At 73.6% G+C, this 25,151-nt stretch carries 24 protein-coding genes; 14 read left to right on the forward strand and 10 right to left on the reverse strand.

What is annotated here, in order from left to right; genetic code table 11:
• Nucleotides 1–5 precede the first annotated feature (5 nt).
• Nucleotides 6–1,235, forward strand: a complete 1,230-nt coding sequence (locus OG618_RS11995; protein ID WP_329487341.1) for a cation:proton antiporter — start codon at nucleotides 6–8, stop codon at nucleotides 1,233–1,235.
• Nucleotides 1,236–1,291: 56 nt separating this feature from the next.
• On the opposite strand, the gene OG618_RS12000 is transcribed toward OG618_RS11995, so the two are convergent.
• Nucleotides 1,292–3,130, reverse strand: coding sequence for a regulator (locus OG618_RS12000; protein ID WP_329487342.1), 1,839 nt, complete (start codon nucleotides 3,128–3,130; stop codon nucleotides 1,292–1,294).
• 309 nt (nucleotides 3,131–3,439) lie between these two features.
• On the opposite strand from OG618_RS12000, the gene OG618_RS12005 reads away from it, so the two are divergent.
• The 7 genes from OG618_RS12005 to OG618_RS12035 all read left to right on the forward strand — a co-directional run bounded on the left by OG618_RS12005 (nucleotide 3,440) and on the right by OG618_RS12035 (nucleotide 11,098).
• Nucleotides 3,440–4,201 carry a 3-hydroxybutyrate dehydrogenase gene (locus tag OG618_RS12005; protein WP_329487344.1) on the forward strand — a complete coding sequence of 254 codons (762 nt, stop codon included), beginning with the start codon at nucleotides 3,440–3,442 and terminating at the stop codon, nucleotides 4,199–4,201.
• 41 nt (nucleotides 4,202–4,242) lie between these two features.
• On the forward strand, nucleotides 4,243–5,643 hold the full coding sequence (locus tag OG618_RS12010; RefSeq protein WP_329487345.1) for an MFS transporter: 1,401 nt from the start codon (nucleotides 4,243–4,245) through the stop codon (nucleotides 5,641–5,643).
• Between the two features lie 161 nt (nucleotides 5,644–5,804).
• Nucleotides 5,805–7,751, forward strand: a complete 1,947-nt coding sequence (locus OG618_RS12015; protein ID WP_329487346.1) for a helix-turn-helix domain-containing protein — start codon at nucleotides 5,805–5,807, stop codon at nucleotides 7,749–7,751.
• Nucleotides 7,752–7,933: 182 nt separating this feature from the next.
• Complete coding sequence (lipB, locus tag OG618_RS12020) at nucleotides 7,934–8,731, forward strand: lipoyl(octanoyl) transferase LipB (protein ID WP_329487347.1); 798 nt, start codon at nucleotides 7,934–7,936, stop codon at nucleotides 8,729–8,731.
• A gap of 150 nt (nucleotides 8,732–8,881) precedes the next feature.
• Nucleotides 8,882–9,838: a lipoyl synthase gene (locus OG618_RS12025; protein ID WP_329487348.1), complete on the forward strand. Its 957-nt coding sequence runs from the start codon at nucleotides 8,882–8,884 to the stop codon at nucleotides 9,836–9,838.
• 257 nt (nucleotides 9,839–10,095) lie between these two features.
• A complete protein-coding gene (locus tag OG618_RS12030) occupies nucleotides 10,096–10,281 on the forward strand; it encodes a hypothetical protein (protein WP_329487349.1) in 186 nt (61 codons plus the stop codon).
• A 127-nt stretch (nucleotides 10,282–10,408) separates the two neighbouring features.
• On the forward strand, nucleotides 10,409–11,098 hold the full coding sequence (locus tag OG618_RS12035; RefSeq protein ID WP_329487350.1) for a DUF4191 domain-containing protein: 690 nt from the start codon (nucleotides 10,409–10,411) through the stop codon (nucleotides 11,096–11,098).
• Nucleotides 11,099–11,189: 91 nt separating this feature from the next.
• Here the strand turns inward: OG618_RS12035 and OG618_RS12040 are convergent, their stop codons facing one another.
• The gene (locus OG618_RS12040; RefSeq protein ID WP_329487351.1) at nucleotides 11,190–11,657 is read right to left on the reverse strand and encodes an RDD family protein; all 468 of its coding nucleotides are present in this window, start codon (nucleotides 11,655–11,657) and stop codon (nucleotides 11,190–11,192) included.
• A 254-nt stretch (nucleotides 11,658–11,911) separates the two neighbouring features.
• Between OG618_RS12040 and glnA the strand changes: the two genes are divergently transcribed.
• On the forward strand, nucleotides 11,912–13,324 hold the full coding sequence (gene glnA, locus OG618_RS12045; protein WP_329487352.1) for a type I glutamate--ammonia ligase: 1,413 nt from the start codon (nucleotides 11,912–11,914) through the stop codon (nucleotides 13,322–13,324).
• Nucleotides 13,325–13,421: 97 nt separating this feature from the next.
• On the opposite strand, the gene OG618_RS12050 is transcribed toward glnA, so the two are convergent.
• Nucleotides 13,422–14,639: a cytochrome P450 gene (locus OG618_RS12050; protein WP_329487353.1), complete on the reverse strand. Its 1,218-nt coding sequence runs from the start codon at nucleotides 14,637–14,639 to the stop codon at nucleotides 13,422–13,424.
• A 143-nt stretch (nucleotides 14,640–14,782) separates the two neighbouring features.
• Between OG618_RS12050 and OG618_RS12055 the strand changes: the two genes are divergently transcribed.
• Nucleotides 14,783–15,139 (forward strand): ArsC/Spx/MgsR family protein, encoded by a 357-nt coding sequence (locus OG618_RS12055; RefSeq protein ID WP_329487354.1) that lies wholly within the window; start codon nucleotides 14,783–14,785, stop codon nucleotides 15,137–15,139.
• Nucleotides 15,140–15,185: 46 nt separating this feature from the next.
• On the opposite strand, the gene OG618_RS12060 is transcribed toward OG618_RS12055, so the two are convergent.
• Nucleotides 15,186–15,656: a pyridoxamine 5'-phosphate oxidase family protein gene (locus OG618_RS12060; RefSeq protein ID WP_329487355.1), complete on the reverse strand. Its 471-nt coding sequence runs from the start codon at nucleotides 15,654–15,656 to the stop codon at nucleotides 15,186–15,188.
• A gap of 72 nt (nucleotides 15,657–15,728) precedes the next feature.
• On the opposite strand from OG618_RS12060, the gene OG618_RS12065 reads away from it, so the two are divergent.
• Nucleotides 15,729–16,280: a DUF1697 domain-containing protein gene (locus tag OG618_RS12065; RefSeq protein ID WP_329487356.1), complete on the forward strand. Its 552-nt coding sequence runs from the start codon at nucleotides 15,729–15,731 to the stop codon at nucleotides 16,278–16,280.
• Between the two features lie 116 nt (nucleotides 16,281–16,396).
• Nucleotides 16,397–16,942: a DUF1707 and FHA domain-containing protein gene (locus OG618_RS12070; protein WP_329487357.1), complete on the forward strand. Its 546-nt coding sequence runs from the start codon at nucleotides 16,397–16,399 to the stop codon at nucleotides 16,940–16,942.
• Nucleotides 16,943–16,974: 32 nt separating this feature from the next.
• Here the strand turns inward: OG618_RS12070 and OG618_RS12075 are convergent, their stop codons facing one another.
• A complete protein-coding gene (locus OG618_RS12075; protein WP_329487358.1) occupies nucleotides 16,975–17,937 on the reverse strand; it encodes a DUF1152 domain-containing protein in 963 nt (320 codons plus the stop codon).
• Between the two features lie 63 nt (nucleotides 17,938–18,000).
• Between OG618_RS12075 and OG618_RS12080 the strand changes: the two genes are divergently transcribed.
• The gene (locus tag OG618_RS12080) at nucleotides 18,001–18,594 is read left to right on the forward strand and encodes a DUF6891 domain-containing protein (protein ID WP_329487359.1); all 594 of its coding nucleotides are present in this window, start codon (nucleotides 18,001–18,003) and stop codon (nucleotides 18,592–18,594) included.
• A 125-nt stretch (nucleotides 18,595–18,719) separates the two neighbouring features.
• Here the strand turns inward: OG618_RS12080 and OG618_RS12085 are convergent, their stop codons facing one another.
• The 3 genes from OG618_RS12085 to OG618_RS12095 form a co-directional block, all read right to left on the reverse strand.
• On the reverse strand, nucleotides 18,720–19,106 hold the full coding sequence (locus OG618_RS12085) for a hypothetical protein (RefSeq protein WP_329487360.1): 387 nt from the start codon (nucleotides 19,104–19,106) through the stop codon (nucleotides 18,720–18,722).
• 249 nt (nucleotides 19,107–19,355) lie between these two features.
• Nucleotides 19,356–20,111, reverse strand: a complete 756-nt coding sequence (locus tag OG618_RS12090; protein WP_329487361.1) for a hemerythrin domain-containing protein — start codon at nucleotides 20,109–20,111, stop codon at nucleotides 19,356–19,358.
• Between the two features lie 315 nt (nucleotides 20,112–20,426).
• Nucleotides 20,427–21,494 (reverse strand): alpha/beta hydrolase, encoded by a 1,068-nt coding sequence (locus OG618_RS12095; RefSeq protein ID WP_329487362.1) that lies wholly within the window; start codon nucleotides 21,492–21,494, stop codon nucleotides 20,427–20,429.
• A gap of 435 nt (nucleotides 21,495–21,929) precedes the next feature.
• Here OG618_RS12095 and OG618_RS12100 point away from each other — a divergent pair, with 435 nt between their 5' ends.
• The gene (locus OG618_RS12100; protein ID WP_329487363.1) at nucleotides 21,930–22,691 is read left to right on the forward strand and encodes an SDR family oxidoreductase; all 762 of its coding nucleotides are present in this window, start codon (nucleotides 21,930–21,932) and stop codon (nucleotides 22,689–22,691) included.
• Between the two features lie 49 nt (nucleotides 22,692–22,740).
• Here OG618_RS12100 and OG618_RS12105 read toward each other — a convergent pair whose 3' ends face one another.
• Together OG618_RS12105 and OG618_RS12110 are read right to left on the reverse strand one after the other, a co-directional pair.
• The gene (locus tag OG618_RS12105; protein ID WP_329487364.1) at nucleotides 22,741–22,962 is read right to left on the reverse strand and encodes a hypothetical protein; all 222 of its coding nucleotides are present in this window, start codon (nucleotides 22,960–22,962) and stop codon (nucleotides 22,741–22,743) included.
• A 167-nt stretch (nucleotides 22,963–23,129) separates the two neighbouring features.
• Complete coding sequence (locus tag OG618_RS12110; RefSeq protein ID WP_442906785.1) at nucleotides 23,130–24,905, reverse strand: carbohydrate-binding module family 20 domain-containing protein; 1,776 nt, start codon at nucleotides 24,903–24,905, stop codon at nucleotides 23,130–23,132.
• Nucleotides 24,906–25,151 lie beyond the last annotated feature (246 nt).

The raw sequence follows: 25,151 nt of genomic DNA on the forward strand, positions 1-25,151 counted from the left end.
GCCCGGTGAGCGCCGACTGCCGGATCGACCCGCTCGCACTGATCCTGATCCCGGCCGCCGCCGTGGCCGCCCCGCTGCTGGCCGACCGGCTGCTGCGGTGGGTCGCCGTGCCCACGGTGGTGTTCGAGATCGTGCTCGGCGTCCTGATCGGCCCCGACGTCCTGGACTGGGCGCAGGTCGACGGGCTGGTCGACGCGCTCTCCGAGTTCGGACTGGCGATGCTGATGTTCCTGGCCGGTTACGAGATCGACTTCGCCAAGCTGCGCGGCGGCCCGCTGAAGCGGGCGGGCGCCGCGTGGCTGGTGTCCCTGGTGGTGGCCCTCGGCGTGGGCGCCATGGTCAACCGGGACCCGCTGAACGGCGCCTTCGCCGGGCTCGCGCTCACCACCACCGCGCTCGGCACCATCCTGCCGATCCTGCGCGACTCCGGGGAGCTGCCGACGCCGTTCGGCTCGCTGGTGATGGCCACCGGCGCGGTCGGCGAGTTCGGGCCGATCATCGCGGTCGCGATCCTGCTCAGCGGCAACAGCCCGGCCAGGACCGCCGTCATCCTGGCCGTCTTCGCGGTGATCACGACGGCCGCCGTCGGCTTCGCCCGGCGGCCCCGGCCGGACTGGGTGACCCGGCTGATCCGCCGCACCCTGCGCACCTCCGGCCAGTTCGCGATCCGCACGGTGATCCTGGTGCTGACCGCGATGGTGTCCGCCGCGGTCTGGCTCGACCTGGACATGCTGCTCGGCGCCTTCACCGCCGGGATCGTCTCCCATCTGCTGCTGACCGACGTGCCCGAGGCCACGGAGGAGGTCATCGAGGCCAAGCTGGAGGGCATCGGCTTCGGCTTCCTCGTGCCGGTGTTCTTCGTGGTCAGCGGGATGAAGTTCGACCTGGAGGCGCTGCTCCGGGACCCGGGCGGCCTGCTGCTCGTCCCGGTGTTCCTGCTGCTGCTCCTGGCCGTGCGCGGACTGCCGGCGGCCCTCCTCGCCCCGATCGGGCTGGGCCGCCACGACCGGGCGGCGCTCGGCCTGTACGGCGCGACCGCGCTGCCGCTGGTCGTGGTGATCACCACGATCGAGGTGGACGCCGGGCACCTGCCGTCCTCCACCGCGGCCGCGCTGGTCGGCGCGGGCATGCTCTCCGTCCTGGCCTTCCCGCTGCTCGCCCAGCGGCTGCGCGGGAGCGCCCGCCCACCGGCCGCCGGGGGCGACCGGCAGCGGGTCAACGCCGAGAGCTGGTAGCCGCCGCGGCGGGCCGGCCGCCGGGCCCGGCCGGGCGGCCCCGGCGCGGGCCGTCGTCAGATCACCCCCGCCTGGCGCGCCGTCTCCTCGAAGGCGCGGGCCACCGGACTGCCCCGGTAGGGGGTGAGCCGGCGGTGGAAGTCCCGGACGTACTCCAGCGAACGGGCCGAGCGCATCTCCCCGGCCGCCCGCAACGCGTCGGTGGCCATGGTGCACGCCTCGTCCAAGTCCCCCATGCCGAGCCGGGCGGTGGCCAGCACCATCCGGCAGAAGATCCGGCTGCGGGCGTAGGCGGGCGAGCGCAGCCGCAGGGACTTCTCGGCGTGCTGCGCCGCCGTCCGCCACTGCTGGAGGTCCCGGTAGCAGTGGGCGAACTCGTCGGAGAGCTGCGCTTCGTCGAAGTAGCGCGCCCAGGAGGGCAGTTCATCGCCGGCCCGGGCGCCGGCCAGGGCCCGCTCGGAGCGGACCAGGGCGGTGGTGCAGGAGCGGACGTCGCCCAGCAGGCCGTGGCCGCGCGCCTCGGCGGCGTGCAGCAGCGACTGCACGGTGGGCGGCACGGCGGTGCCCACGCCCTGCTGGGCGACCCGGGCCAGCTGGACCGCCTCCCGGCCGTGGCCCAGGTGGACGGCCTGCTGGCTCATCGTCACCAGGATGTAGCCGCCGAGCGCGCGGTCCCCGGCGGCCTGGGAGAGCCGCAGGGCCTGGACGAAGTAGCGCTGGGCCAGGCCGTGCGCGGCGATGTCGAAGGACGTCCAGCCGGCGAGCCTGGTCAGGTCGGCGACGGCCCCGAAGAGCGCCCGCCCGATCTGCTCGCCGTAGCGGCCGCGCAGCATCGGCTCGGCCTCGCTCTCCAGGTAGCGGACCAGCGCCTGGCGGGCGTGCCCGCCGCCGTAGGCGTGGTCCAGCGCGCGGAAGAGGTCCCCGACGGCGCGGATGGCGGCGATGTCGCCCCGGCCGACGCGCAGCGCGGGCCTCGGCTCGCGGGCCGGGTCGGTGTACGGCGGTTCGACGGCGGTCGGCGGCCGACGGCTCTGGGTCGGCACCCGGCCGAGCGCGGCGGCCGAGGCGGCCGGGGCCGGCGGTGCGCCGGCCCCGCCGCGGGCCGGGCGCGCGGGGGACGCTCCGGGCGCCGCAGCGCGCGCCTGGGGTGCGGACGGGCCGCCGGGCCCGGCCGGACCGCCGGGCGCCGGGGCGGCGGCGGTGTCCGGCCGGGGCAGCGTGGAGCCGTCCCGGGCGACCCGCTCGTCGGTGCGGCCGATCAGCCAGTCCCGGCTGGGGACGACCGGGCCGGCCGGGGTGAAGGCGATCCGGCGCAGCTCGGACTGCGGGCCGTTGTCCTTGCGCCACATGCTCGCCACGATGTCCACCGCCTCCTGCGGCGTCTCGGCGAACTCCAGGCCGGCGTAGACCGGGGCGCAGGCGTCCAGGCCGAGGTCCTGGGCGGTGAGGCGGCGGCCGAGCCGGCGGGTGAACACCTCGGCGATCAGCGCCGGGGTGGCCCCGCGCGGCTGCTGGCCGCGGAGCCAGCGGGTGACCGAGGTCTTGTCGTACCGCAGGTCCAGGCCGTGCTCCAGGCCGAGCTGGTCGACCCGGCGGGCCAGGCCGGCGTGCGAGAAGCCGGCCTCCTCGATCAGGGCGGCCAGCTGGCCGTTCTGCGGAGCCGGACCGGTGCTCACCGCGGCCGGTGGCGGGGCGGGCGCGGGTGCGACGGGCGCGTCCGCGGGCGCCGGGGCGCTCCGGTGCCGTGCGGTCGTGACCTGCGCGGGCAGCCGCATATCGTCGGCGGCCGGGGCCTCGGGGGCGTCCGGAAGGGCCCGGCCGACCGGACCTCGGTGCTGGTCGAGCGGGTCGAGCGGTCCGTACGCCGGGCTGTCGGTTGCAGGCCGTTGGGGCATAGTCAGTCAACACCTCTCGGACGCCGTACCGGCTCCACCAGCACTTCGGCTGCCTGTGGCGGCGCCCCCTGTCGGGAATCGGCGTGAATGTAGCGAGCATTCGGGCGCTATGGGCGGTTCTGACCGAGCAATCCTCCGAACGGGTGAAGCATCGGCGCCCATTGTGGGGAAGCCCGACCGGCACGGGTTTGGCCCGGGGCGGCCGAACCGCCGATCGGCCCTCGTAGCGGTGACCACCACAGGGCGCCCGGCCGCTGTGGTACGCCATCACATGGGAGCCGGGCCGACGACTTCCTACCGTTCTCGGCCATGGACACCACTTCAGCCCGCCCGCTCGAAGGCCGTACGGCCCTGGTCACCGGGGCCGCCTCGGGCATCGGCCGGGCCTGCGCCGAAGCCTTCGCGGAGGCCGGCGCCCGGGTCTACGTCGTCGACCTCGCGGCCGCCCCGGCCCGGGAGCTCGCCGCGCGGATCGGCGGCGTGGCGCACGTCGCCGACCTCGCCGACCCGGAGGCGGTGGAGGCGCTGCCGGACGACGCCGACATCGTGGTCAACAACGCCGGTCTCCAGCACGTCGCGCCCGTCCACGAGTTCCCGATCGAGCGCTTCACCCTGATCCAGCGGGTGATGGTCGAGGCCCCGTTCCGCATCCTGCGCCGCACCCTGCCCCACATGTACGCGCGGGGCTGGGGGCGGGTGGTCAACATCTCCTCCGTGCACGGCCTGCGGGCCAGCGCCTTCAAGTCGGGCTACGTGACGGCGAAGCACGCCCTGGAGGGTCTGAGCAAGACGGTCGCGCTGGAGGGCGCGCCCCACGGCGTCACCAGCAACTGCGTCAACCCGGGGTACGTGCGCACCCCGCTGGTGGAGCGGCAGATCGCCGACCAGGCGCTCGCGCACGGCATCCGCGAGGACGAGGTGGTGGAGCAGATCATGCTCGACCGACCCGCCGTCAAGCGGCTGATCGAACCCGTCGAGGTGGCGCAGCTGGCCCTCTGGCTCTGCTCCGCGCACGCCTCCTACATCACCGGCGCCAGCCTCCCCGTCGACGGCGGCTGGACGGCCCGCTGATGCCCCCGCACCCCACTCCCCCCTTCGAGGTGACCCCGCCCATGGCCAGTTCCCCCGCCGTCGCGAGACCAGGCTCCCCCCTCTGGAAGGTGGTCGGCGCCAGCCTCATCGGCACCACCATCGAGTGGTACGACTACTTCCTCTACGGCACGGCCGCGGCGCTCGTGTTCGGCAAGGTGTTCTTCCCGGCGAGCGATCCGCTGACCGGGACCCTGCTCGCCTTCCTCACCTACGCGATCGGCTTCGCCGCCCGGCCGCTGGGCGCGCTGGTCTTCGGGCACTTCGGCGACCGGGTAGGCCGCAAGCGGCTGCTGGTGGTGAGCCTGCTGCTGATGGGCGGCTCGACCACGCTGATCGGCCTGCTGCCGACGTACCACCAGATCGGCGCCGCCGCGCCGGTGCTGCTGACCGTGCTGCGGCTGGTGCAGGGCTTCGCGCTCGGCGGCGAGTGGGGCGGCGCGGTCCTGCTGGTCTCCGAGCACGGGGACGCGCGCAGGCGTGGCTTCTGGGCGTCCTGGCCGCAGGGCGGCGCCCCGGCGGGCAACCTGTTGGCGGCGGGCGTGCTGTCGCTGCTCACCACCGTGCAGTCGGACGCCACCTTCCTGTCCTGGGGCTGGCGGGTGCCGTTCCTGCTGTCGGCGCTGCTGGTGGCGGTCGGCATGTGGATCCGGCTGGCGGTGGACGAGTCGCCGCTGTTCCAGCAGGCGCTGGCGGCCGCCGAGGCCCGGAAGGCGGCCGGCCGGGCGGTGGAGCAGCCCCCGCTGGTGGCGGTGTTGCGCCACCACTGGCGGGAGGTGCTGGTGGCGATGGGCGCCCGGATGGCGGAGAACATCTCGTACTACGTGATGACCACCTTCGTGCTGGCCTACGCGGTGACCCAGGTGCACCTGCCGAAGCAGACCGCGCTGAACGCGGTGCTGATCGCCTCGGCGATCCAGTTCGCGCTGATCCCGGTGTTCGGGGCGCTCTCCGACCGGGTCGGGCGCAAGCCGGTGTACCTGGCGGGCGCGGTGGGCGTCGGGGTCTGGGCGTTCGTCTTCTTCGGGCTGGTGGACACCCGCTCGTTCGGCTCGCTGCTGCTGGCGGTGACCGTCGGGCTGGTCTTCCACAGCGCGATGTACGCACCGCAGGCGGCCTTCTTCTCCGAGATGTTCGCGACCCGGATGCGCTACTCGGGCGCCTCCATCGGCGCCCAGTTCGCCTCGGTGGCGGCCGGCGCCCCGGCCCCGCTGATCGCGACGGCGCTGCTGAAGGACTACGGCAGCTCGACGCCGATCGCGGTGTACGTCGCCGTCGCGGCGGTGATCACCGTCCTCGCGGTGCTCTGCGCCCGGGAGACCCGCGGCCGCGACCTGACCGAGGCCGACCCGGAGGCCGGTGCGCAGGACCGGGTGGCGGGTGCGCCGGAGAGCGCCGCCGTCACCAAGACCGCGCGGGCCTGACGGACCGGTGGCCGGCGCCCACGACCCCGTGCGCGCCGGTCACCCGCGCCGGCCACCCGCACCGGTCACCCGCACCGGCCACCCGCGCCCGCCGGGCCGAGCGGCTACGATCGCGCTTCCGTCCCTGGGGTAGCGACCCACTGCCGATTGGCGGCCGTACCGTGAACGACCACCGTCCCGAGACCGGCGCGGCGCCCGCGCTACGGCGGTTGCTCGACCTCCTGGCCTCCGGGGCCGCCACCGAGGACTTCGCCGAGGTGCTGGCCGACGCCCGCCGCCGGGGGGCGCCGGCCGCCGTGCTGAGCGCGATCGACGACGCCACCTGGCAGGCGCTGCGGGTGCACCGGACGCTGCGTCAGCACCGCCGCCGCGAGGCCGAGCTGACGGCGCTCTTCGACACCGCCGGGGACCTCGCCGCCTCCCGGGACCTGGACACCGTGCTCCAGGCGATCGTCCGCCGGGCCCGGCTGCTGCTCGGCACCGACACCGCCTATCTGACCCTCCCGGACGAGGCCGCCGGCGACACCTACATGCGGGTCACCGACGGCTCCGTCTCGGTGCTCTTCCAGACCCTGCGGCTGAGCCTGGGCGACGGCCTCGGCGGCCTGGTCGCCCAGACCGCCCGCCCGTACGCCACCCCCGACTACCGGACCGACGAGCGGTTCCACCACACCGGCACGATCGACGCGGGCGTGCTGGACGAGGGCCTGGTGGCGATCATCGGAGTGCCGCTGCTGCTCGGCGGCCGGGTGATCGGCGTGCTGTTCGCCGCGGACCGCGCCCCGCGCGCCTTCTCCCCCGACGAGGTCGCGCTGCTCTGCTCGCTGGCCGCGCACGCCGCGATCGCGCTGGACACCGCCAAGTCGCTGGCCGACACCCGGGCCGCGCTGGCCGGGCTGAACAGCGCCAACGAACTGATCCGGGCCCACGCCGCCGCCGTCCAGCGGGCCGAGCAGGGCCACGACCGGCTCACCGACCTGGTGCTGCGCGGCGCCGAGGTGCCGGACGTCGCCGCCGAGGTCGCCGCCCTGCTGGGCGGCGAGGTGGCGGTCCTGGACACCGAGGGCGACCCGCTGGCCGGCCGGGCCGGACCCGCCGAGGGGCTGGCCGGGGCCGTCGCCGCCTCCCGGGCCGAGGGCCGGTCGGTGCGGCACGGCGAGGACTGGGTCTGCGCCGTGCTGGCCGGCCAGGAGCCCCTGGGCACCCTCGTGCTGCGCGGGCGGCCGGGCCTGGAGGACGCCGACCGGCGGCTGTTCGAACGGGCCGCCGTGGTCACCGCGCTGCTCCTGCTGCTGCGCCGCTCGGTGGCCGAGACCGAGAACCGGGTCCGCGGCGAGCTGCTGGCCGACCTGCTGACCGCCCCCGACCGCGACCCGGTCGGCCTGACCGCGCGCGGGCGCCGGCTCGGCGTGGACCTCGGCCGCCCGCACCTGGTGCTGGTGGCGGAGCCGGCCGGCGCCCCCGGCGCCGCGGCGACCGACCGCGGCCGGCTGGCGGGCGCGGCGGGGCGCTACCTGTTCGGCTCGCGAGGCATCAGCGCGGAGCACGGCGAGGCCGTGGTCCTGCTGCTCCCGGAGGACGCGCCGACGGGCCCCGCGGGCACGGCGGGCCCGGCGTCCGCCCAGCAGGCGGCCGAGCTGGCCGCCGAGCGGCTGGCCCGGCTGGCCGGCTTCCCGGTCACCGTGGGCGTCGGCCGTCCCGCCGCCGGGCCGGTCGCGCTGGCCTCCTCGTACGCCGAGGGCCTGCGCTGCGTCCGGGCCCTGCGGGTGCTCGGCCGGGCCGGGGACGGCGCCTCGGCCCGCGACCTGGGCTTCCTCGGCGTGCTGCTCGGCGACGGCCACGACGTCGACGGCTTCGTCGGCGCGACCCTCGGCCCGCTTCTGGACTACGACGCCCGGCGCGGCACCGAACTGGTCCGCACCCTGCGCGCCTACTTCGACTGCGGCGGCAGCCTGACCCGGGCCAAGGACGAGCTGCACGTGCACGTGAACACCGTGGTGCAGCGGCTGGACCGGGTCGAGGCGCTGCTGGGCCCGGACTGGAACCGTCCCGAGCGCGCGCTGGAGCTCCAGCTGGCGCTGCGCCTCCAACTGCTCGCCGGCGCCTGAGCCGGGGTGTTCCCGGGGCCTTCCCGGGGCGCTCCCGGGGTCGCTGCGGGCGATTCGGGCCGGTCGTCCACCGCATTCGGGCACCTGAACGACCGGCCGGGGCTCGGGCGTACAGTGGCGAGGTTGGTCTCGAACGCCGGGCAAGGAGCAGCAGTGGCCACAGAGCGCGACGAGGTGGGCGCATGAGCGGGAACGTACGGTTCGTGCGCCTGGGCACCGGCGAAGGTGCCGTCCCCTACCAGGAGGCCTGGGAGGAGCAGCAGCGGCTGCACGCCCTGCGGGTCGCGGACGAGATCCCCGACACCGTGCTGCTGCTGGAGCACCCCCCGGTGTACACCATGGGCCGCCGCACCAACCCGGCCGACCTGCCGCTGGACGGCACGCCGGTGGTCGAGGTCAACCGGGGCGGCGAGATCACCTGGCACGGCCCCGGCCAGCTGGTCGGCTACCCGATCGTGAAGCTCCCCGAGCCGATGGACGTCGTCGCCTACGTGCGCCGGCTGGAGGAGGCCCTGATCCGGGCCTGCGGCGAGTTCGGCGTGGAGACCACCCGGATCGAGGGCCGCAGCGGGGTCTGGGTGCTCGGCGCCAGCATCCCGGACGCGGTGGTCGACCCGGCGCAGGTGGTGGACATCGGCAAGCTCACCCTGCGGATGGGCCTGCCGCTGGGCATCGACCCGCGGCTGGCCGGCCCCGAGTACGCGCCGTCCAACGCCGGGCAGCGCGGCGACGACCGCAAGCTCGCCGCGATCGGCGTCCGCGTCTCGCGCGGGGTGACGATGCACGGCTTCGCGCTGAACTGCAATCCGGACATGACCTGGTTCGACCGGATCGTGCCCTGTGGCATCCGGGACGCGGGCGTGGCCTCGCTCTCCGGTGAGCTGGGCCGCGACTTCGAAGTCGGCGAGGCGCTGTCCGTGGTCGAGAAGCGCTTGGCGGAGGTGTTCGCCGAGCTGCCGGAACCGGCACTCGGCCGCTGAGCCCGCTCCCGGGGGCCGACCGACCTCGCCACCCGGGAATCTACCGGCCGGTAGCACTGTTGCCCTGCGTTTGCGGGCCACGGGCCCGGCGAAGGCCGTACAAGCACAGGCGTACCCTGGGGGTACCCCGTCTAGTTCTAGGAGTCGCACGTGTCCGCTGTCGCACCCGACGGCAGGAAGCTGCTCCGCCTGGAGGTCCGCAACAGCGAGACCCCCATCGAGCGGAAGCCCGAGTGGATCAAGACCCGCGCGAAGATGGGGCCGGAGTACAACGCCCTCCAGTCGCTGGTGAAGAAGGAGGGGCTGCACACGGTCTGCCAGGAGGCCGGCTGCCCCAACATCTTCGAGTGCTGGGAGGACCGCGAGGCGACCTTCCTCATCGGCGGTGACCAGTGCACCCGCCGCTGCGACTTCTGCCAGATCGACACCGGCAAGCCCGCCGACTTCGACCGTGACGAGCCGCGCCGCGTCGCCGAGTCCATCGTGACCATGGACCTCAACTACGCCACCATCACCGGCGTCGCCCGCGACGACCTGGCGGACGGCGGCTCCTGGCTGTACGCCGAGACGGTGCGCCAGGTGCACGCGCTGACCGCCGGCCGCGAGAGCGGCCGCACCGGCGTCGAGCTGCTGATCCCCGACTTCAACGCCGTCCCGGAGCAGCTGGCCGAGGTCTTCTCGTCCCGCCCCGAGGTGCTGGCGCACAACGTCGAGACGGTGCCGCGGATCTTCAAGCGGATCCGCCCGGCGTTCCGCTACGAGCGTTCGCTGGACGTCATCACCCAGGCCCGCGCGGCCGGGCTGGTGACCAAGTCCAACCTGATCCTGGGCATGGGCGAGACCCGCGAGGAGGTCAGCCAGGCGCTGGCCGACCTGGTCGGCGCCGGCTGCGAGCTGATCACCATCACCCAGTACCTGCGCCCGTCGCTGCGCCACCACCCGGTCGAGCGCTGGGTGAAGCCGCACGAGTTCGTCGAGCTGCAGCAGGAGGCCGAGGAGCTCGGCTTCGCCGGGGTCATGTCCGGCCCGCTGGTGCGGTCCTCGTACCGCGCCGGGCGGCTGTACCGGCAGGCACTGGAGCACCGCGAGCGGACCGCGGCGGTCTGACCGCGTCCGGTCGTGTTCCGGCCGCGGGGCCGCGGTCCGGTCCGGCCGCCGTCCGGTGTGAGCCATCTGAGGGGCGGAGCTACGGCTCCGCCCCTTCGGGTTCACCGGGCTTTGACTGACGGGTCACGGGCTGGTAACACGGAGTGGTGAGGATGGAAGCGTTCGAATCATTTCCGCCACACGATCCACCCTGTGATCCACCACGAGATCCGCGACGAGATCCACGACAGGATCCGCCACAAGAGGAGCTGTTCGACATGCAGGTCGGCATCCGGTCGGTGGGCACCGCGCTGCGGCTGGCCGAGAGCGTGCTGCTCGCGGGCGGGCAGCGACAGGCCCGGCGCAACGCCTGGGCCGCGGTCTGCGAGAACCGCCGCTACGCGGCGGACCGCGAGCGCGACACGGTGCCGGGAGGCCCCGTGGTGGAGTCCGCGCGCCGTTAGGGCCCCTCCGGCGCCGCCTCCTCGCGACCACTGTGCGCGACCGTCCCGGGGCACCCGGGTCACGGTTCGGTGCGAACGGGTACCCGGGCTTGGTTATCCCGTACCGACGGCACGTACCATGAGCGTTATGGCGAGGGAAACATCCGAGAACCCCGGGCGACTGAAGCAGATCCGCCTGGCATACACCATGACCAAGAAGGTCGACACCAAGATCGGCCTGATCATCGCCGGCGTCGGCCTGCTGACCTTCGGCGTGTTCCTCGCCATCGGCTTCGCGATCGACCACCCGATCTATCTGGGCATCCTGGGCTTCATCGTGGCTTTCCTGGCCATGGCGATCGTCTTCGGGCGCCGGGCCGAGCGCGCGGCGTTCGGGCAGATGGAAGGGCAGCCGGGGGCCGTGGCGGCGGTGCTGAACAACATCAAGCGAGGCTGGAGCGCGAGCTCCACCCCGGTGGCGGTCACCCGTAACCAGGACGCGGTCTACCGCGCCGTGGGCCGGGCCGGCATCGCGCTGATCGGCGAGGGCAACCCGAACCGGGTCCGCCAGCTGCTGGCGTCCGAGAAGAAGAAGATGGCCCGGGTCGTCGGCGACGTACCGGTGCACGACATCGTGGTGGGCACCGGCGAGGGCGAGATCCCGCTCAAGAAGCTGCAGGTCCACCTGATGCGACTGCCCCGCGCGATCACGCCCGCCCAGGTCACCGAGACCAACGACCGCCTCCGCGCGCTGGGCGACCTGCTCTCCAAGGCGCCGATCCCCAAGGGCCCGATGCCCAAGGGCGCCCGGATGCCCAAGGGCGGCCAGGTCCGCTGACCCCTCCCCCATCGACGCGAACGGCCCCGCCGCGGAATCTCCGCGTCGGGGCCGTTCGTCGTTCCGGGGGGGTGCCGTGGGGCGGCGTCCGCTAGATGCGGACCTCGACCGTGCCGACCGCCTTGTCGTGCAGGCCGCGGGTGTCGCGGTCCCACACCAGGGCCGGCACCACCAGGCAGAGCAGCAGGGTGCGCAGCAGCACCTGCGGGATGGTCGCGCGGCGGCCGTCCAGGCGGACCACCCGCAGGCCGAACAGCCGCTTGCCGACGGTCGTGCCCGTGGTGGCGAGCAGCAGCACGGTGACGGCGAAGAACAGCGGGGTGGTCCACAGGTTCGCCGAGGCCGGCGAGCCCTTGCCCAGCAGCCCGTAGGCGACCAGGGCGATCAGCCAGCCGTCGACGAACAGCGCGCCCAGGCGCCGGCCCGGGCCGCCGATCGAGCCGGTGCCCTCCTTGGGCAGTCCGAGGCGCTCACCGCGGTGGCCGAAGTCGGCACCCATCTTCTCGGCGGCCGCCTTCGGGCCGTCGATCCACGATCCCAACGCTTCTCTGGTGTCCACGAATCCACACTAACCGGGCGGACGGTGCGGCTCGGCACCGGCTCCCCCGGAGGGTGAATCGCGTCTCCCGGGGCTTTCCAAGTGGTCCAGACCACTCGTGGGGCGCGATCCGGGCCGGCGAAGCGTTTTGCCCCGGAGCGTACGACTTTGCCGCCCGCCCGGGGGCGGCGGTTAACATTCAGGAAACGAGCGGGTCACCGGTCGGAAACGGCCTGTTCCTAGGGTGAGCCCCATTCGCACGCCGAGGAGGATGGATGTTCAACAACGCCGCCGAAGTGAAGCAGTTCATTCAGGACAACGATGTGAAGTTCATCGACGTCCGGTTCTGCGATCTCCCGGGCGTCATGCAGCACTTCTCCGTGCCCGCGGCGACCTTCGACCCGTCCGAGACCCTGATGTTCGACGGCTCGTCGATCCGCGGCTTCCAGGCCATCCACGAGTCCGACATGGCACTCGTCCCGGACCTGGCCACGGCCCGCCTCGACCCCTTCCGCAGGGACAAGCACCTCAACATCAACTTCTTCATCCAGGACCCGGTCACCGGCGAGGCGTACAGCCGTGACCCGCGCAACGTCGCGAAGAAGGCCGAGGCGTACCTCGCCTCCTCCGGCATCGCCGACACCGCGTTCTTCGGCCCCGAGGCCGAGTTCTACGTCTTCGACTCGGTGCGCTTCGACACCAGCGCCAACGCGTCGTACTACCACATCGACTCCGAGGCCGGCGCCTGGAACAGCGGCTCCGCCGAGGGCGACGTGCGCGGCTACAAGGTCAAGTACAAGGGCGGCTACTTCCCGATCCCGCCCGTCGACCACTTCGCCGACCTGCGCGCCGAGATGTCGCTGGAACTGGCCGCGGCCGGGCTGGAGGTCGAGCGCCAGCACCACGAGGTCGGCACGGCCGGCCAGGCGGAGATCAACTACAAGTTCAACACGCTGCTGCACGCCGCCGACGACCTGATGCTGTTCAAGTACATCATCAAGAACGTCGCGTGGCGCAACGGCAAGACCGCCACCTTCATGCCGAAGCCGATCTTCGGCGACAACGGCTCGGGCATGCACGTCCACCAGTCGCTGTGGACGGAGGGCTCGCCGCTCTTCTACGACGAGCAGGGCTACGCCGGCCTGTCCGACACCGCCCGTTACTACATCGGCGGCCTGCTGAAGCACGCCCCCTCGCTGCTCGCCTTCACCAACCCGTCGGTGAACTCCTACCACCGGCTGGTGCCCGGCTTCGAGGCCCCGGTCAATCTGGTCTACTCGCAGCGCAACCGCTCGGCGGCGATCCGGATCCCGATCACCGGCTCCAACGCCAAGGCCAAGCGCATCGAGTTCCGCGCGCCGGACCCGTCGTCCAACCCCTACCTCGCGTTCGCCGCGATGCTGATGGCCGGCCTCGACGGCATCAAGAACAAGATCGAGCCGCTGCAGCCGGTCGACAAGGACCTGTACGAGCTGGCCCCCGAGGAGCACGCCAACGTGCCGCAGGTGCCGTCCTCGCTCCCGGCCGTCCTGGAGGCCCTGGAGGCCGACCACGAGTACCTGCTCGCGGGCAACGTCTTCACGCCCGACCTGATCGAGACCTGGATCGACTTCAAGCGCACCAACGAGATCGCCCCGATCGCCCTCCGCCCCCACCCCCACGAGTTCGAGCTGTACTACGACCTCTAGAAGGCCCTCGCCGCACGGCGGTTCGGCCTCGCACCGTGCCCTGGGGGTCAGCGTTTCGCTGACCCCCAGGGCACGGTGCGTTCCGGGCTCGGCGGGGTCAGCGGATGGTGACGGGGAGGGTGTCGAAGCCGCGGAGGACGAGGCGGTCGCGGCGGGTGGGGACGCCTCCGGGGGCGAGTCGCTGGAAGCGGTCGAGGAGCGCCGGCACGGCGAGCTCGGCCTCCAGCCGGGCCAGCTGGGAGCCGAGGCAGAAGTGCGCGCCGCCGCCGAAGCTGAGCGGCTGGCTGTCCGTCCGGGTGGGGTCGAAGAGTTCCGGGCGGTGGTAGCGGGCCGGGTCGTGGTTGGCCGCGGCCAGCAGGACCAGCACCACCGTGCCGGGCGGCGTCGGCACACCGGCCACGTCGAGCCCGGCGGCCAGCGCGATGCGGGTGGTGAGCTGGACCGGCGAGTCGTGGCGCAGCACCTCGTCGGTGAACCGCGCCGGGGCGAGCGCGCCGGTGCGCAGCCCCGCCATCGCGCGCGGGTGCCGGAAGAGCAGCGAGAGCCCGTTGCCGAGCAGGTTGGTGGTGGTCTCGAAGCCGGCCACCAGCAGCAGCACCAGGTTGGCCAGCAGCTCGCGGCCGGAGATCCGCTCCGGGGCCTCGACGGCGATCCGGGCGAGGTCGCTGACCAGGTCGTCCTGGGGACGGGCCAGGCGCTCGGCGGCGAGCGCGGCGAAGTAACCGGACAGCTCGTCGGCGGCGGCGTCGGCGACGGCCAGCTCGGCGAGGTCCTGGACCAGCTCCAAGGCGACGGTCAGGTCTCCCGCGAGGGCCCGGAACCGGTAGCGGTCCGGCTCCGGGACGCCGAGGAGTTCGCAGATGACCTCGACCGGCAGCCGGAACGCGAAAGCGTCCATGAAGTCGACCGGCGAGCCGTCCGCGCCCTGCTCCGCCATCGCGTCCAGCAGCCGGCCGACCGCGGCCTCTACGGCCGGCCGCAGCGCCGCCACCCGGCGGGCGTTGAAGGCCGAGGCGATCAGCGAGCGGACCCGGGCGTGGTCGGGCGCGTTGCGCTGCAGGATCGAGCGGCCGAGCAGGGTCACCGACGAGTGCCGGGCCACCTCGGCGTTCGCCTCCGCCAGCAGCTCGATGTCCTCCAGCCCGAAGCCGGGGTCGCGCAGCACCCGGTTGGCCGCGGCGTGGCCGGCCACCAGGACCGTACCGGGCCCGGCCGGCACGGCGGGGCCCAGCTCGTGCAGCCGCGCGTACAGCGGGTACGGGTCCGCCATGCCCCTGTCGGCCGTCAGCCGCTCGATGATCGACGCGCCGTCCACCCGGTGCTCCCCTCCCGCGATCCGCTGCCGAGACCGCGTTGCCGGGGCCTCGCTGCCGGTTCGTAAACCGCCGGTGGACGCACGGTAGTTCCCGGGAGCCCGGGTTCACCCGGCCGGGGACCGGCAGTCGGTACCCTGGCGGCATGGAGATCTGGATCAACCCCCGCTGCGGGAAGTGCCGCACGGCACTCGGCGCACTGGAAGCCGCCGGCGCCAAGTACACCGTGCGGCGCTACCTGGAGGACCCGCCGACCGCCGCGGAGCTGGAGCAGGTCCTGGAGCGGCTGTCGCTGGAGCCGTGGGACATCACCCGGCTCGACGAGCAGGCGGCCCAGGACCTGGGCATGAAGCGCTGGACCAGGGAGCCGGAGGACCGGGCGCGCTGGATCGCGGCGATGGCCGAGCACCCGATCCTGATCCAGCGCCCGATCATCACCGCGGAGGACGGCCACGCCGTCGTGGCCCGCACGCCGGAGGTCCTCAAGTCGGTCCTGCCGTAGGGCCCGCGAGCGGACGGTGCCGCCGCGACCGGGCGGCCGGCACCGGTCAGTGCCGCTCGATCCGCCGCACCGGCTCTCCCGGCCGCCAGGACGTGATCCACAGGTGGTCGTCGCCCACGGTGGTGTGCACCGCCTGCTCCAGCTCCAGCCGGAAGGCCTGGAACGGGCCGGGCGGCGGCTCCGGCAGGTCAGCCGCGTAGGCGGCCAGCTCGGTCTCGTCGGTGATCTCGACGGCCCGGCCGGAGAGCTTGGAGTCACCACCCGCCAGGGTCTCGTCACTCGGGGTGCTGTGCAGCGCGAAGCGGGGATCGCGCTGGAGGTCGCGCGCCTTCCGCGCGCCCCGCATCGACCCGAGCGTCAGGTCCGCGCCGAGGAAGTCCACCTCGATGCCGCTCACCCGGGGCGAGCCGTCCGCGCGCAGCGTCGCCAGGACGTGGTGCTTGTTCGCCTCGAAACGGGCCCGCACGGCGAGGGCCAGCTCCGGTGCCTCGCGCTCGAAATCCTGCCAGGTAGCCATGGCCTCAAGTCTGGCACCGGGCACCGACCGTGCCCGGGAGGCGCTGTCGGTGCCCGGTGCCAGACTGGACGGGTGACCACCACGACCACGTACATCGCGTTCCTGCGGGCCCTCAACGTCGGTGGCCGGACGGTGAAGATGGAGCGGCTGCGCGCCCTCTTCGCCGAGCTGGGCCTCGACGACGTGCGGTCGTACATCCAGAGCGGCAACGTCTTCTTCCGCACCGCGGAGCCGGACCGGGCCGCGCTCACCCGGCGCATCGAGGAGCACCTGGCCGAGGCGCTCGGCTACCCCGTCCCGACGATGCTGCGCACCGTGGACGAGGTGGCGGCGCTGCTCGACGCCGAGCCGTTCGCGGGCATCGAGGCCACCCCGGAGATCCGTCTGGTGGTCAACTTCCTCTCCGAGCCGCTGCCGGCGGACTTCCCGGTCCCCTACACCTCGCCAAAGGGCGACTACGAGGTGATCGGCGCCGACGCCGGCGCCGCGTACGTGGTGATCCACCTGCGGGACGGCAAGTGGCGGACCGGCAGCAAGCTCTTCGGCGCGTCCTACCGGGGCTCGGCCACGGCCCGCTTCCTGCACACCACCGTCAAGATCCTGGCCGCCGCCAGGAAGGCCTGACCCCGGGCCGGCGGCCGGCCGGGTGGACGGGCCGGCGGACGGGCCGGCGGCCGCCGGGCCGACCTGCGCGCCCGGCAATCTGGACAGGCACGGGCGGGTGACCCGACAATCGGGCCATGACGTCTCCTGAGATCCGGACGCACGTGGTCCGGCCGTCCGAGGCCGAGCGCGACCAGGCGCTCGGGGTGCTGCGGGAGGGCGCGGGCAGCGGCCGGCTGTCCCACGACACCTTCCTCGGCCGGATGGAACTCGTCCTGCACGCCGGCAGTCGGGCCGAGCTCGACCGGGCGATGGCCGACCTGCCGACCGGCAATCCGTTCGGCCGCTTCGTCTTGCGGACGGTGGGTCAGCTCTCGGCCTTCGGCGTGCGGTTGCGCGGGGCCTGGCGGATCGAGCGGCTGCCCGGACTGAGCCTGCCGCACCCCGCCGCACGGCAGTTGACGATCGGCCGGGTGCCGGGCTCGGGGCTGCGGCTGCACGACGCCTCGGTGTCGCGCCACCACGCCGAACTGCGGCGGGAGGGCGAGGACTGGGTGCTGTACGACCTCGGCTCGACCAACGGCACGCACGTGAACGGGCTGCGGGTCGCGGGCGGCGTCCGCGTCCGCCCGGGCGACCAGGTCCGGTTCGGGAACCTGGAGTTCCGGCTCGCCTCGGGCTGAACGGGCGCCGGGGCCCGGCGCACCCGCCGGCGTCAGTGCGGGAACTGCCGGGGCGGGCGCCGAACCGGCAGGGCGTCGCGGAACTCCTCGATCACGCTGCTGATCTGGCGGGTCAGCACGGTCCGCTCGATCAGGTGCAGGTAGCGGTGCTCGGCGGCCAGGGCCTCGACGGTGACGCCGAAGTACAGCGTCATCAGGGGATTGACGAAGAGCGGGCTGCCCTTGGTGCGGTCGGTGAACCGGACGTCGCCGAACTCGCCGCGCAGGGCGGCCGCCACCGAACCGTTGACGATGCTCGGGTACTCGGGGAACGCGGCCCTCGCGTACTCGACGGCGTCCAGGTAGAGCGCGCCCTCCCGGCTGTCGCGCGGGATCGAGAACGCCCCGAGGTAGCCGCCGGCCCGCTCCAGCGCGGCGAGGTTCTCCAACACCAGTGCATGGTTGACGCCGTGGAAGGCGTCGATGCCGAAACCCAGGCAGGCGACCAGGCGTTCGGGGACCTCCGTCAGCCCGGCGACCGCGCCGAGGCTGGCCATGTCCTCCTCCGGCGTGCCCAGGCCGGCCTCGTCGCCGCGCATCAGGATGTCGGTGCCGCCGTCGACCAACAGCACGGCGTCGACGGCGAGATGAGCGGTGAGCGCCCGGTAGGCGTCGCGCAGCGGCCGCACCCCGACCTTCGGGAACGCCCACACCGTGTCGGGCATGCCCTGCCGGTGCAGCCAGCGGGCCAGCGTCCGCTCGGGGAAGTAGCCGTCGGGGGCCGCGGTGTCGGGGCGGATCCGGGCGACGTCGGGCTCCAGCCAGACCTCGGCGGGGAGGCCGTGGAGGTGGCTGAAGGAGAGGTTGGCCAGGTGCACCTCCTTGCCGGCCGCGCGCAGCGCGAGTGCCAGCGGCAGGCCCGCGTACACGTCGAATCCTCCGCCGGCGCCGGCGATCAGGATGCGGTCGGCCGCCAGCAGACGGGTGATCAGAGGCGGTTCGAGAAGGGAGGGCACCGGGGGACGGTAGCACCGGGGGCGGCCGGCGGGACTGTCGGTGGTCGGTGCGAGGATGCGGGCATGAACCAGGAGACCGAGCTCAGCTTCGAGGTACGGCGCGAGGCGGAGGAGCGTGCCCGCGAGTTGATCCGCTGCGGGTTCCAGGAGCCGGACGAGATAGCCGAGTCCCTGGTCGACGAGTTCGAGGACCAGGGACTGGAGCCGGAGGACGCCGAGGAGATCGTCGGCCCGCTCTGGCAGGAGCGGCTGGCCGAGCAGGCTTCGTGGCCGGAGACCACGGACGTGGACCGGCTGGAGGAGGCCTTCGACGCGCTGGAGGAGCAGGGCATCGTCGCGGCGATGGACTTCACCTGCTGTGCGAACTGCGGCTATGCGGAGATCGGCGGCGAGGCGGACGAGGATTCGCGCGGCTTCGTCTTCTTCCATCAGCAGGACACCGAGGGGGCGGCCGCCGGGCGTGGACTGATGCTGCGCTACGGCGGGTTCCGGGCCGACGGCGGGAGCGCCGAGTCGGCGGAGCTCAGGACGGTGGAGATCGGCCGCGCGGTGGTCGCGGCGCTGGAGGCGGCCGGCCTGCCGGTGGAGTGGGACGGCTCGCCGGAGAAGGCGATCTGGGTGACTCCGCTGACCTGGCTCAATCGCCTGCCCGAGTAGCGGCCCACGGTCGTGGCCCGGTACCGGCCTGCGGCGGCACCCGGCCGATGGCGGCGACGGGCGACTGCGGCACCCGGCGCGTGGCAGCGACGTTCGACCGCGGCGACGTTCGACCGCGGCGACAGTCAGCGGCTGACGTGGAGTTCGGCGTAGTGGTCGTGGGCGTTGGCGTTGCGCAGGGTGATCTTGGCCGTGCCGATGGTGGTCTCGGCGCCCTCGGCGACGGTCCTGGTGTCGTCCCCGAGTCTCACCTCGGCCGCGCTGTCCGTGATATGACTGATCATCAGTTCGACGGTCCGGTCCCCGCCGAAGACCTCGACGGTGTGGGTGGAGTCGCCGCCGGCGGTGCGGACGACGACGACGCAGCTGTTGTCGCTGGTGCAGAGCGCGGCGCCGCCCTCGCAGGCGGTCAGCCCGGCACCGAGCAGCAGCACGGCGGCCGCCGCGAACAGGGTCGGGCGGACCGGTGCGGGCCGGCGCGCGGGGCGCGCGGTGGTGGTCGCCGTGGTCATGGTTCCGACGGTAGGCGGCGGTCCGGGCCCCACCATCGGCCCCCGGCGGTACCCTCCCCCTGGCCGCCCCGGACTGTCCGGACCATCCCGCCCCCTACGGCACCGGGGCCAATCCCTTCGGGGGCACGGGGAGTTGAGACGCCCAGCGCGCCCGACGCGGACCCGGCGCCGATCATCGCACACCGTCGCGGCATAGGCGCGCGGCATATGCCACGCGCGTAGATCGAGGGCCCGCGAAAGGCCCGCCGCTCACTCGGCGGAGCCGTCCAGGGCCTCCGCCGGGCCCCAGAGCAGGCCGGTGCAGCGCTGGTAGGTCGCGTGCCAGTGCGGCCAGTTGCGCGCCACATCGTCGTCGCACTGGGCCAGCAGGGACTCGACCACCGCCGGCTCGACGCCGTCCAGCAGCCAGGCGAGCGCGTCGGCGGTACCGGGGCCGTCGGCGGAACGCAGCAGGTCCAGCAGCTCCGGCAGGCTTCCCACCCGCGAGGCCCGCGCGAAGACCCGCTCCATCCGCGGCAGCAGTTGGCGCTCCTCGATCCGCAGGTGGGTCTCCAGCCGGGCCGCCAGGTCGTCCATGGCGTAGGCGACCGGCCAGGTGCTGCCCGCGTCCCGGCTGGCGATCCGGACCAGGGTGGTGACCCGGGTGAAGGAGTGGTCCAGGTTGTGGTGGTCGCTCTCCAGCCAGTTGAGCAGCAGGCGCAGCTCGGGCGCGAAGCGGCGGACCAACGGCCAGACCCGGATGTCCTGCTGCTCGTGGTGGCAGGTCAGCATCGCGGTGACGAAGGTCCAGTGCCGCAGGAGCGCCTCGCCCTTCTCGTCCTCGCCGGGCTGGAGCAGCCGCAGGGCGTTGGGCAGTCGGGCGAGGTCGCGACGGAGGGCGTTGTGCACCAGTCGCAGCCCGGCGAACCGGATGGCTTGCGGCTCCTCGTCGGCGGCCCGCTGACACTGGGAGCCCGCCTGGGCGGGCACGGAGGGGGACGCTAGGGACAGCAGACGGCTCGGCATGGCACTCTCTTCACGACTTGGCACGGCGGGCTTGCACGGCATGGCACGACCGGTCCTCCCGGACCGGTTCCGTGGCTGGCAGCACTGGCGGAATGCGGTCCCACCACAGTGGCCGTAGTCGATCAGAGGCGAATCAATGTCCGATTGACGCGCAGGTCAGCGGCCTGCCGCGGACTTGGCGGCAGCCGTCCGCGCCGTCGGCGACGGGCGCGCCGACGGGGACGAAGACGGAGGCGGGGCCCCGACGCGGCGGCCGGCGGCCCGCGCCGGGGCGGGGCCACCGGACGCGTCCACGGCGGCGCCTCCCCGGCCGGGTCAGTCGCTCTGCGGCCCCGCGAGGTTCCTGGTCAGCCACTGCAGCGTGTCCGGGATCATCTTCTTGAAGTCGCTGGTGAGGTGCTTGCCGCCGGCCTGCTCGTAGTACTCGACCGAGAGCGGCGGTGCGGCCTTGGCGACCCACGCCTTGACCAGCTTCATCTCGAACGGGTTGGCGCCGCCCGCGGTGGCGAGCATCTTCACCTCGGCCTTGCCCTGGGTGACCAGCAGATCGGGGCTGTTGGCCTGCCGCTCCGCCTCGTGACCCTTCCAGAGCGGCGAGTCCGGGTTAAAGTAGCCGTCGATCGGGACGGCGGCCTTGAACTTGTCCGGGTGCTGCAGCGCCAGCTTGGCACTGCAGAACGCACCCGTGGAGGCACCCATCAGGCCCCAGCCGTCGCGGCCCTTCACCGTCCGGAAGTTGGCGCGGACGAAGTCCGGGATGTCCTCGGCCATCCAGGTGCCCATCTTGGGCTGGCCCGGGATGTCGGCGCACTCCAGGGCCTTGGCCTCGTTGGAGTCGAGGTTCTGCACCGGCATGATCATGATGAACGGGTGCGCCTTGCCGGCCTTCGCCAGATCGGCGTCGATCTCCTGGATCGGCAGCTGGTTGTCGGTCCAGGTGTTGTATCCCGCGCTCTGGCCGCCCGCGTAGAGGGTGAGCACGGGGAAGCCGGTCCGGGCGTACTTCGGGTCGTTGTACTGGGGCGGCAGCCAGACCCAGACCTTGCCGGAGACGCCCGACTTGGGCCCGTTCAACGTGGTCATCAGGATCTGTCCGGCCGCGGTGTCCCGGGCCTTGCCGAAGCTCGCCTCCGGGCCGGTGGGCATGAGGACCTTGCCGGCCGGGTTCGGGGCCGTCGTCGTCGGGGTGCCGGGGGCGGCCGTCGGGCTGCCGGGTGCGGGGGTGCCGCTCGCCGCACCGGCGCCGCCTTTGGCGCCGCTCGCCTTGGCGGCGTCCCCCTTGCCGCCGGCATCCGTACTGCCGCACGCCGCCAGCGAGGCGGCCAGGGCGAAGGCGGCGGCGCCGGTCAGGGCGGCACGGACACGGGTGGACTGCGGCTGCACGGTGAGGACTCTCCGACCGATGTCACGCCCGGCCCCTCGGGAGCCGGCCGGCGGCCCCCGGGTGGGGCCGGACAGACCCGGGGTGCGACGTCACGCCGGTCCCCGGGGCGGCGGCGCGCCGCCCCTCGCGGGAGCGCGCCGTCCTGCGATCTTATGACGTGGACCCGGGCGGCCCGGTTGCGCTGCGGCCTGCGCCGATTCAAGGTTTGTCCCCGATCGGGTCAAGCCCCGCAGGCGCCCCCGCCACCCGGCGGGGCGGGCCACCCGCCGGGTGGCGGGGGCTCCCCCGGGGTCCCCCCACAACCGACGGCGCGCCGGACGGGAGGGGGGCTGGACTTTGGGACCTTCCACCAGTGACTCGGGGCGGCGGATCGGGAACGATCGCACCTGCCGTCGACCGACGGGCCGCCCGAAGACCCTCCGAGGAGTACCGCCATGCCACAGCAGATCGCCGTCGTCACCGGAGCCGGCAGCGGGGTGGGGCGCGCCGTGGCCGTGGAGCTGGCCGCCGCCGGGTGGCTGCCCGTGCTCGCCGGACGGCGGGAGGAGCCGCTGCGCGGGACGGCCGAACTCTGCGCGGCGGCCGGACCGGGCGGCGGGGCGGCCGTCGTGGTGCCGACCGACGTCACCGACCCGGCGGCGGTGGACGCGCTCTTCGCGGCGGCCGCCGAGCCGTTCGGCCGGGTCGACCTGCTGTTCAACAACGCCGGGACGTTCGGCGCGCCCGCCGCGGTGGACGAGCTGGACATCGCCGAATGGCGGGCGGTGGTCGACCTCAACCTGACCGGCGCCTTCCTCTGCGCCCGGGCAGCGTTCCGGCGGATGAAGGCCCAGGACCCGCGGGGCGGCCGGATCATCAACAACGGCTCGATCTCCGCGCACGTGCCGAGGCCGCACTCGATCGCGTACACCGCGACGAAGCACGCCGTCACCGGGCTGACCAAGTCGCTGTCGCTGGACGGGCGTCCGTACCGGATCGCCTGCGGGCAGATCGACATCGGCAACGCGGCGACCGAGATGACGGCGGCGATGAGCACCGGCGTGCGGCAGGCGGACGGGCGGATCGCGGTGGAGCCGACCATGGACGTCGCGGACGTGGCCCGCACCGTGCGGCACATGGCGGAGCTGCCGCTGGAGGCCAATGTGCAGTTCGCCACGGTGATGGCGACCGCGATGCCGTACATCGGACGCGGCTGACCCGGGCCGCGGGGGCACCCGGCCGACGCGGGCCGCGGGGCACCCGGCGCTACTCGTCGTGGGAGTGGCGGTAGCGCCGTCGGCCGCCGGTCTCGTCCAGCCGGTAGACGCTGGTGGTCGGCCAGTACTCGCCGGCCTCCGCGGCGGGCAGTTCGGCCCGCAGCACCATCCGCAGCGAGGGCGGCGGAGCCGCGGCGTGGACCCGCTTGCGGTGACCGTCCCAGCGGCCGCCGCACAGTTCGACGTCCAGGACGGCGGGGGTGGTTCTCATCCCGTGATGCTGACAGCGTTCACCCGTACCGGGGCGGCGAAGCGGCGGGATCCACTCGCCCGGGGTAGTTGCCGGGCGGCGCGCTGACGGCCGCCCGGGGAGGGTGGCACGCTGACGGCCGCCGCCCTCCCCGACGCAGGGCGGAGGGTGGCGGCCGTCGGCGCGGGTCAGCCGCGCCAGGTGTCGTTCAGGACCAGGCCGCCGGAGGCCGGCACCGTCGCCGTGCGGTTGGCGCCGGACTCCCAGGTCACGGCCCCGGAGGCGTCCTTCCGGACGTACTTGTACTCGAAGGACGTGCCCGCCGGCATCGTCACGTCCAGCTTCCAGACCGGGTACGCGGCCGAGGAGAGCGGCAGCGCCCGGGCCGGGTCCCAGCCTCCGAGCGCGGCCGTGCCGCCGACCACGAAGATGTTCTGCCCGGGCACGGTGGTCGCGTTGACCGCGAAGGAGGCGCCGCCGCTCACCGGCGTCCCGCCGCCGGAACCGCTGGAACCGCCCGAGCTGCCCGCGCCGCCGGGAGCGCCCACGTACAGCGCCACCGCGTCGCCCGCGCCGACGGTCGCGGTGAAGCGGCCGTCCGAGCCGACGGTGTAGGACGGGCCGCCGCAGCCGCCCGCCGCCGGGTCGCCGTGCTGGACGTCGCAGTAGGAGCCGGCCGGCAGCGAGGTCTGGAAGGTCTGGGTGACCGGCCCGCTCTCGCGGTTGATCGCCACGAAGCCCTTGCCGCCGCGCCCGAAGGCGATCGCGTTGTTGCCGTTGGACCACCAGTTGGTGATCCCGGTGCCCGCCACCGCGTTGCGGAAGCCCACCATGTTGGCGACCTGCCGCCAGGCGTGGGTGCAGTTCCAGCCGTCGCTGTAGCAGGCGTTGACGGTGCCGCCGTTGGGCGGGCCGTCGTCGTGGCCGGAGAAGGCGTAGCCGGAGTAGACGTTGGGCGAGCCGTAGGGGTCGGCCAGCATGAAGACGTTGGCCAGGGTGTAGGCGGAGCCGTCCTTGTAGGTCAGCGTGGAGCCGTTGCGCTCGGTGTCCCAGTTGTCGACGAAGGTCCGGGCCTTGTCGCCCGGCAGCAGACCGGAGCCCCAGGAGGCGAGGTCGGCGATCCGGCCGCCCTGGAAGGCGCTCTTCAGCCAGGTGCCGGAGCGGAACTCGTCGACGTCGCCGGTGCCGGTGTACTCGGTGGGCTGGATCGGCTCGCCCGCGCCGTAGATGACCTCCTGCACCCAGTACGCGTTGGGGTTGGCGGTCTTCGCCTTGATCGCGGCGAGGTCGGCGGCGGCGATGTGCTTGGCCGCGTCGATCCGGTAGCCGTCGACGCCGAGCGAGGCCAGGTCGTTCAGGTAGCCGGCGATGGTCTGCTGGACGTAGGAGCTGCCGGTGTTCAGGTCGGAGAGGTTGACCAGTTCGCAGTTCTGCACGTTCGAGCGGTCGGCGTAGTTGCTGATCGCGGTGCGGCAGGAGTGGAAGTCCTGGTCCTGGTAGTACCCGGGGTAGGTGTACTTGCTGTAGTTGGTTCCACCGGTGCCGGTCCCGGAGCCGGCCGACATGTGGTTGATCACCGAGTCGGCGATCACCTTGACGCCCGCCGCGTGGCAGGTGTCGATCATGCTCTTGAAGGACGCCCGGTCGCCGAGGCGCCCGGCTATCCGGTAGCTCACCGGCTGGTAGGACGTCCACCACTGGCCGCCCTGGATGTGCTCCTGGGGCGGCGAGACCTCGACGAAGCCGTAGCCCTTCGGGCCGAGGGTGTCGGTGCAGGCCTTGGCGACGGAGTCGAAGCGCCACTCGAAGAGGGTGGCCGTGACGTCCTTGCCGTTGCCGGGTGGGGCGGCCTGGGCGGTGGGGGCCGCGCCGAAGGCGGCGGTGAGCGAGAGCGCGAGCGCCGCGGAGGCGGCGAGCGCGCCGGCCGTCCGGGCAGGCCGGCGGACGGGGGCGGTGGTGACCACGATGTCTCCTGGGGGCTGGGGTGGGGCAGCCTGGGGTACCGCGCGTGAAAGGTTGCTGAAACTTGCAGGAAACTTGCAGCGCTGAACCTAAGGTCACACTGAGAGCCCGTCAAGGCCTTGGGAACAACGTTTCCGCAGCCCCGGAAACCTCGTATGCGACCTTCCACTCGTCGCGCGGCGCGGCGATGCCCCCGCGCGGTCGCGCACGGGGGCATCGCCGTAGTGTCTCCAGGGCCGCTCAGGGCC

This window comes from Kitasatospora sp. NBC_01246, assembly GCF_036226505.1.
In the GTDB taxonomy this organism is placed as follows: domain Bacteria; phylum Actinomycetota; class Actinomycetes; order Streptomycetales; family Streptomycetaceae; genus Kitasatospora.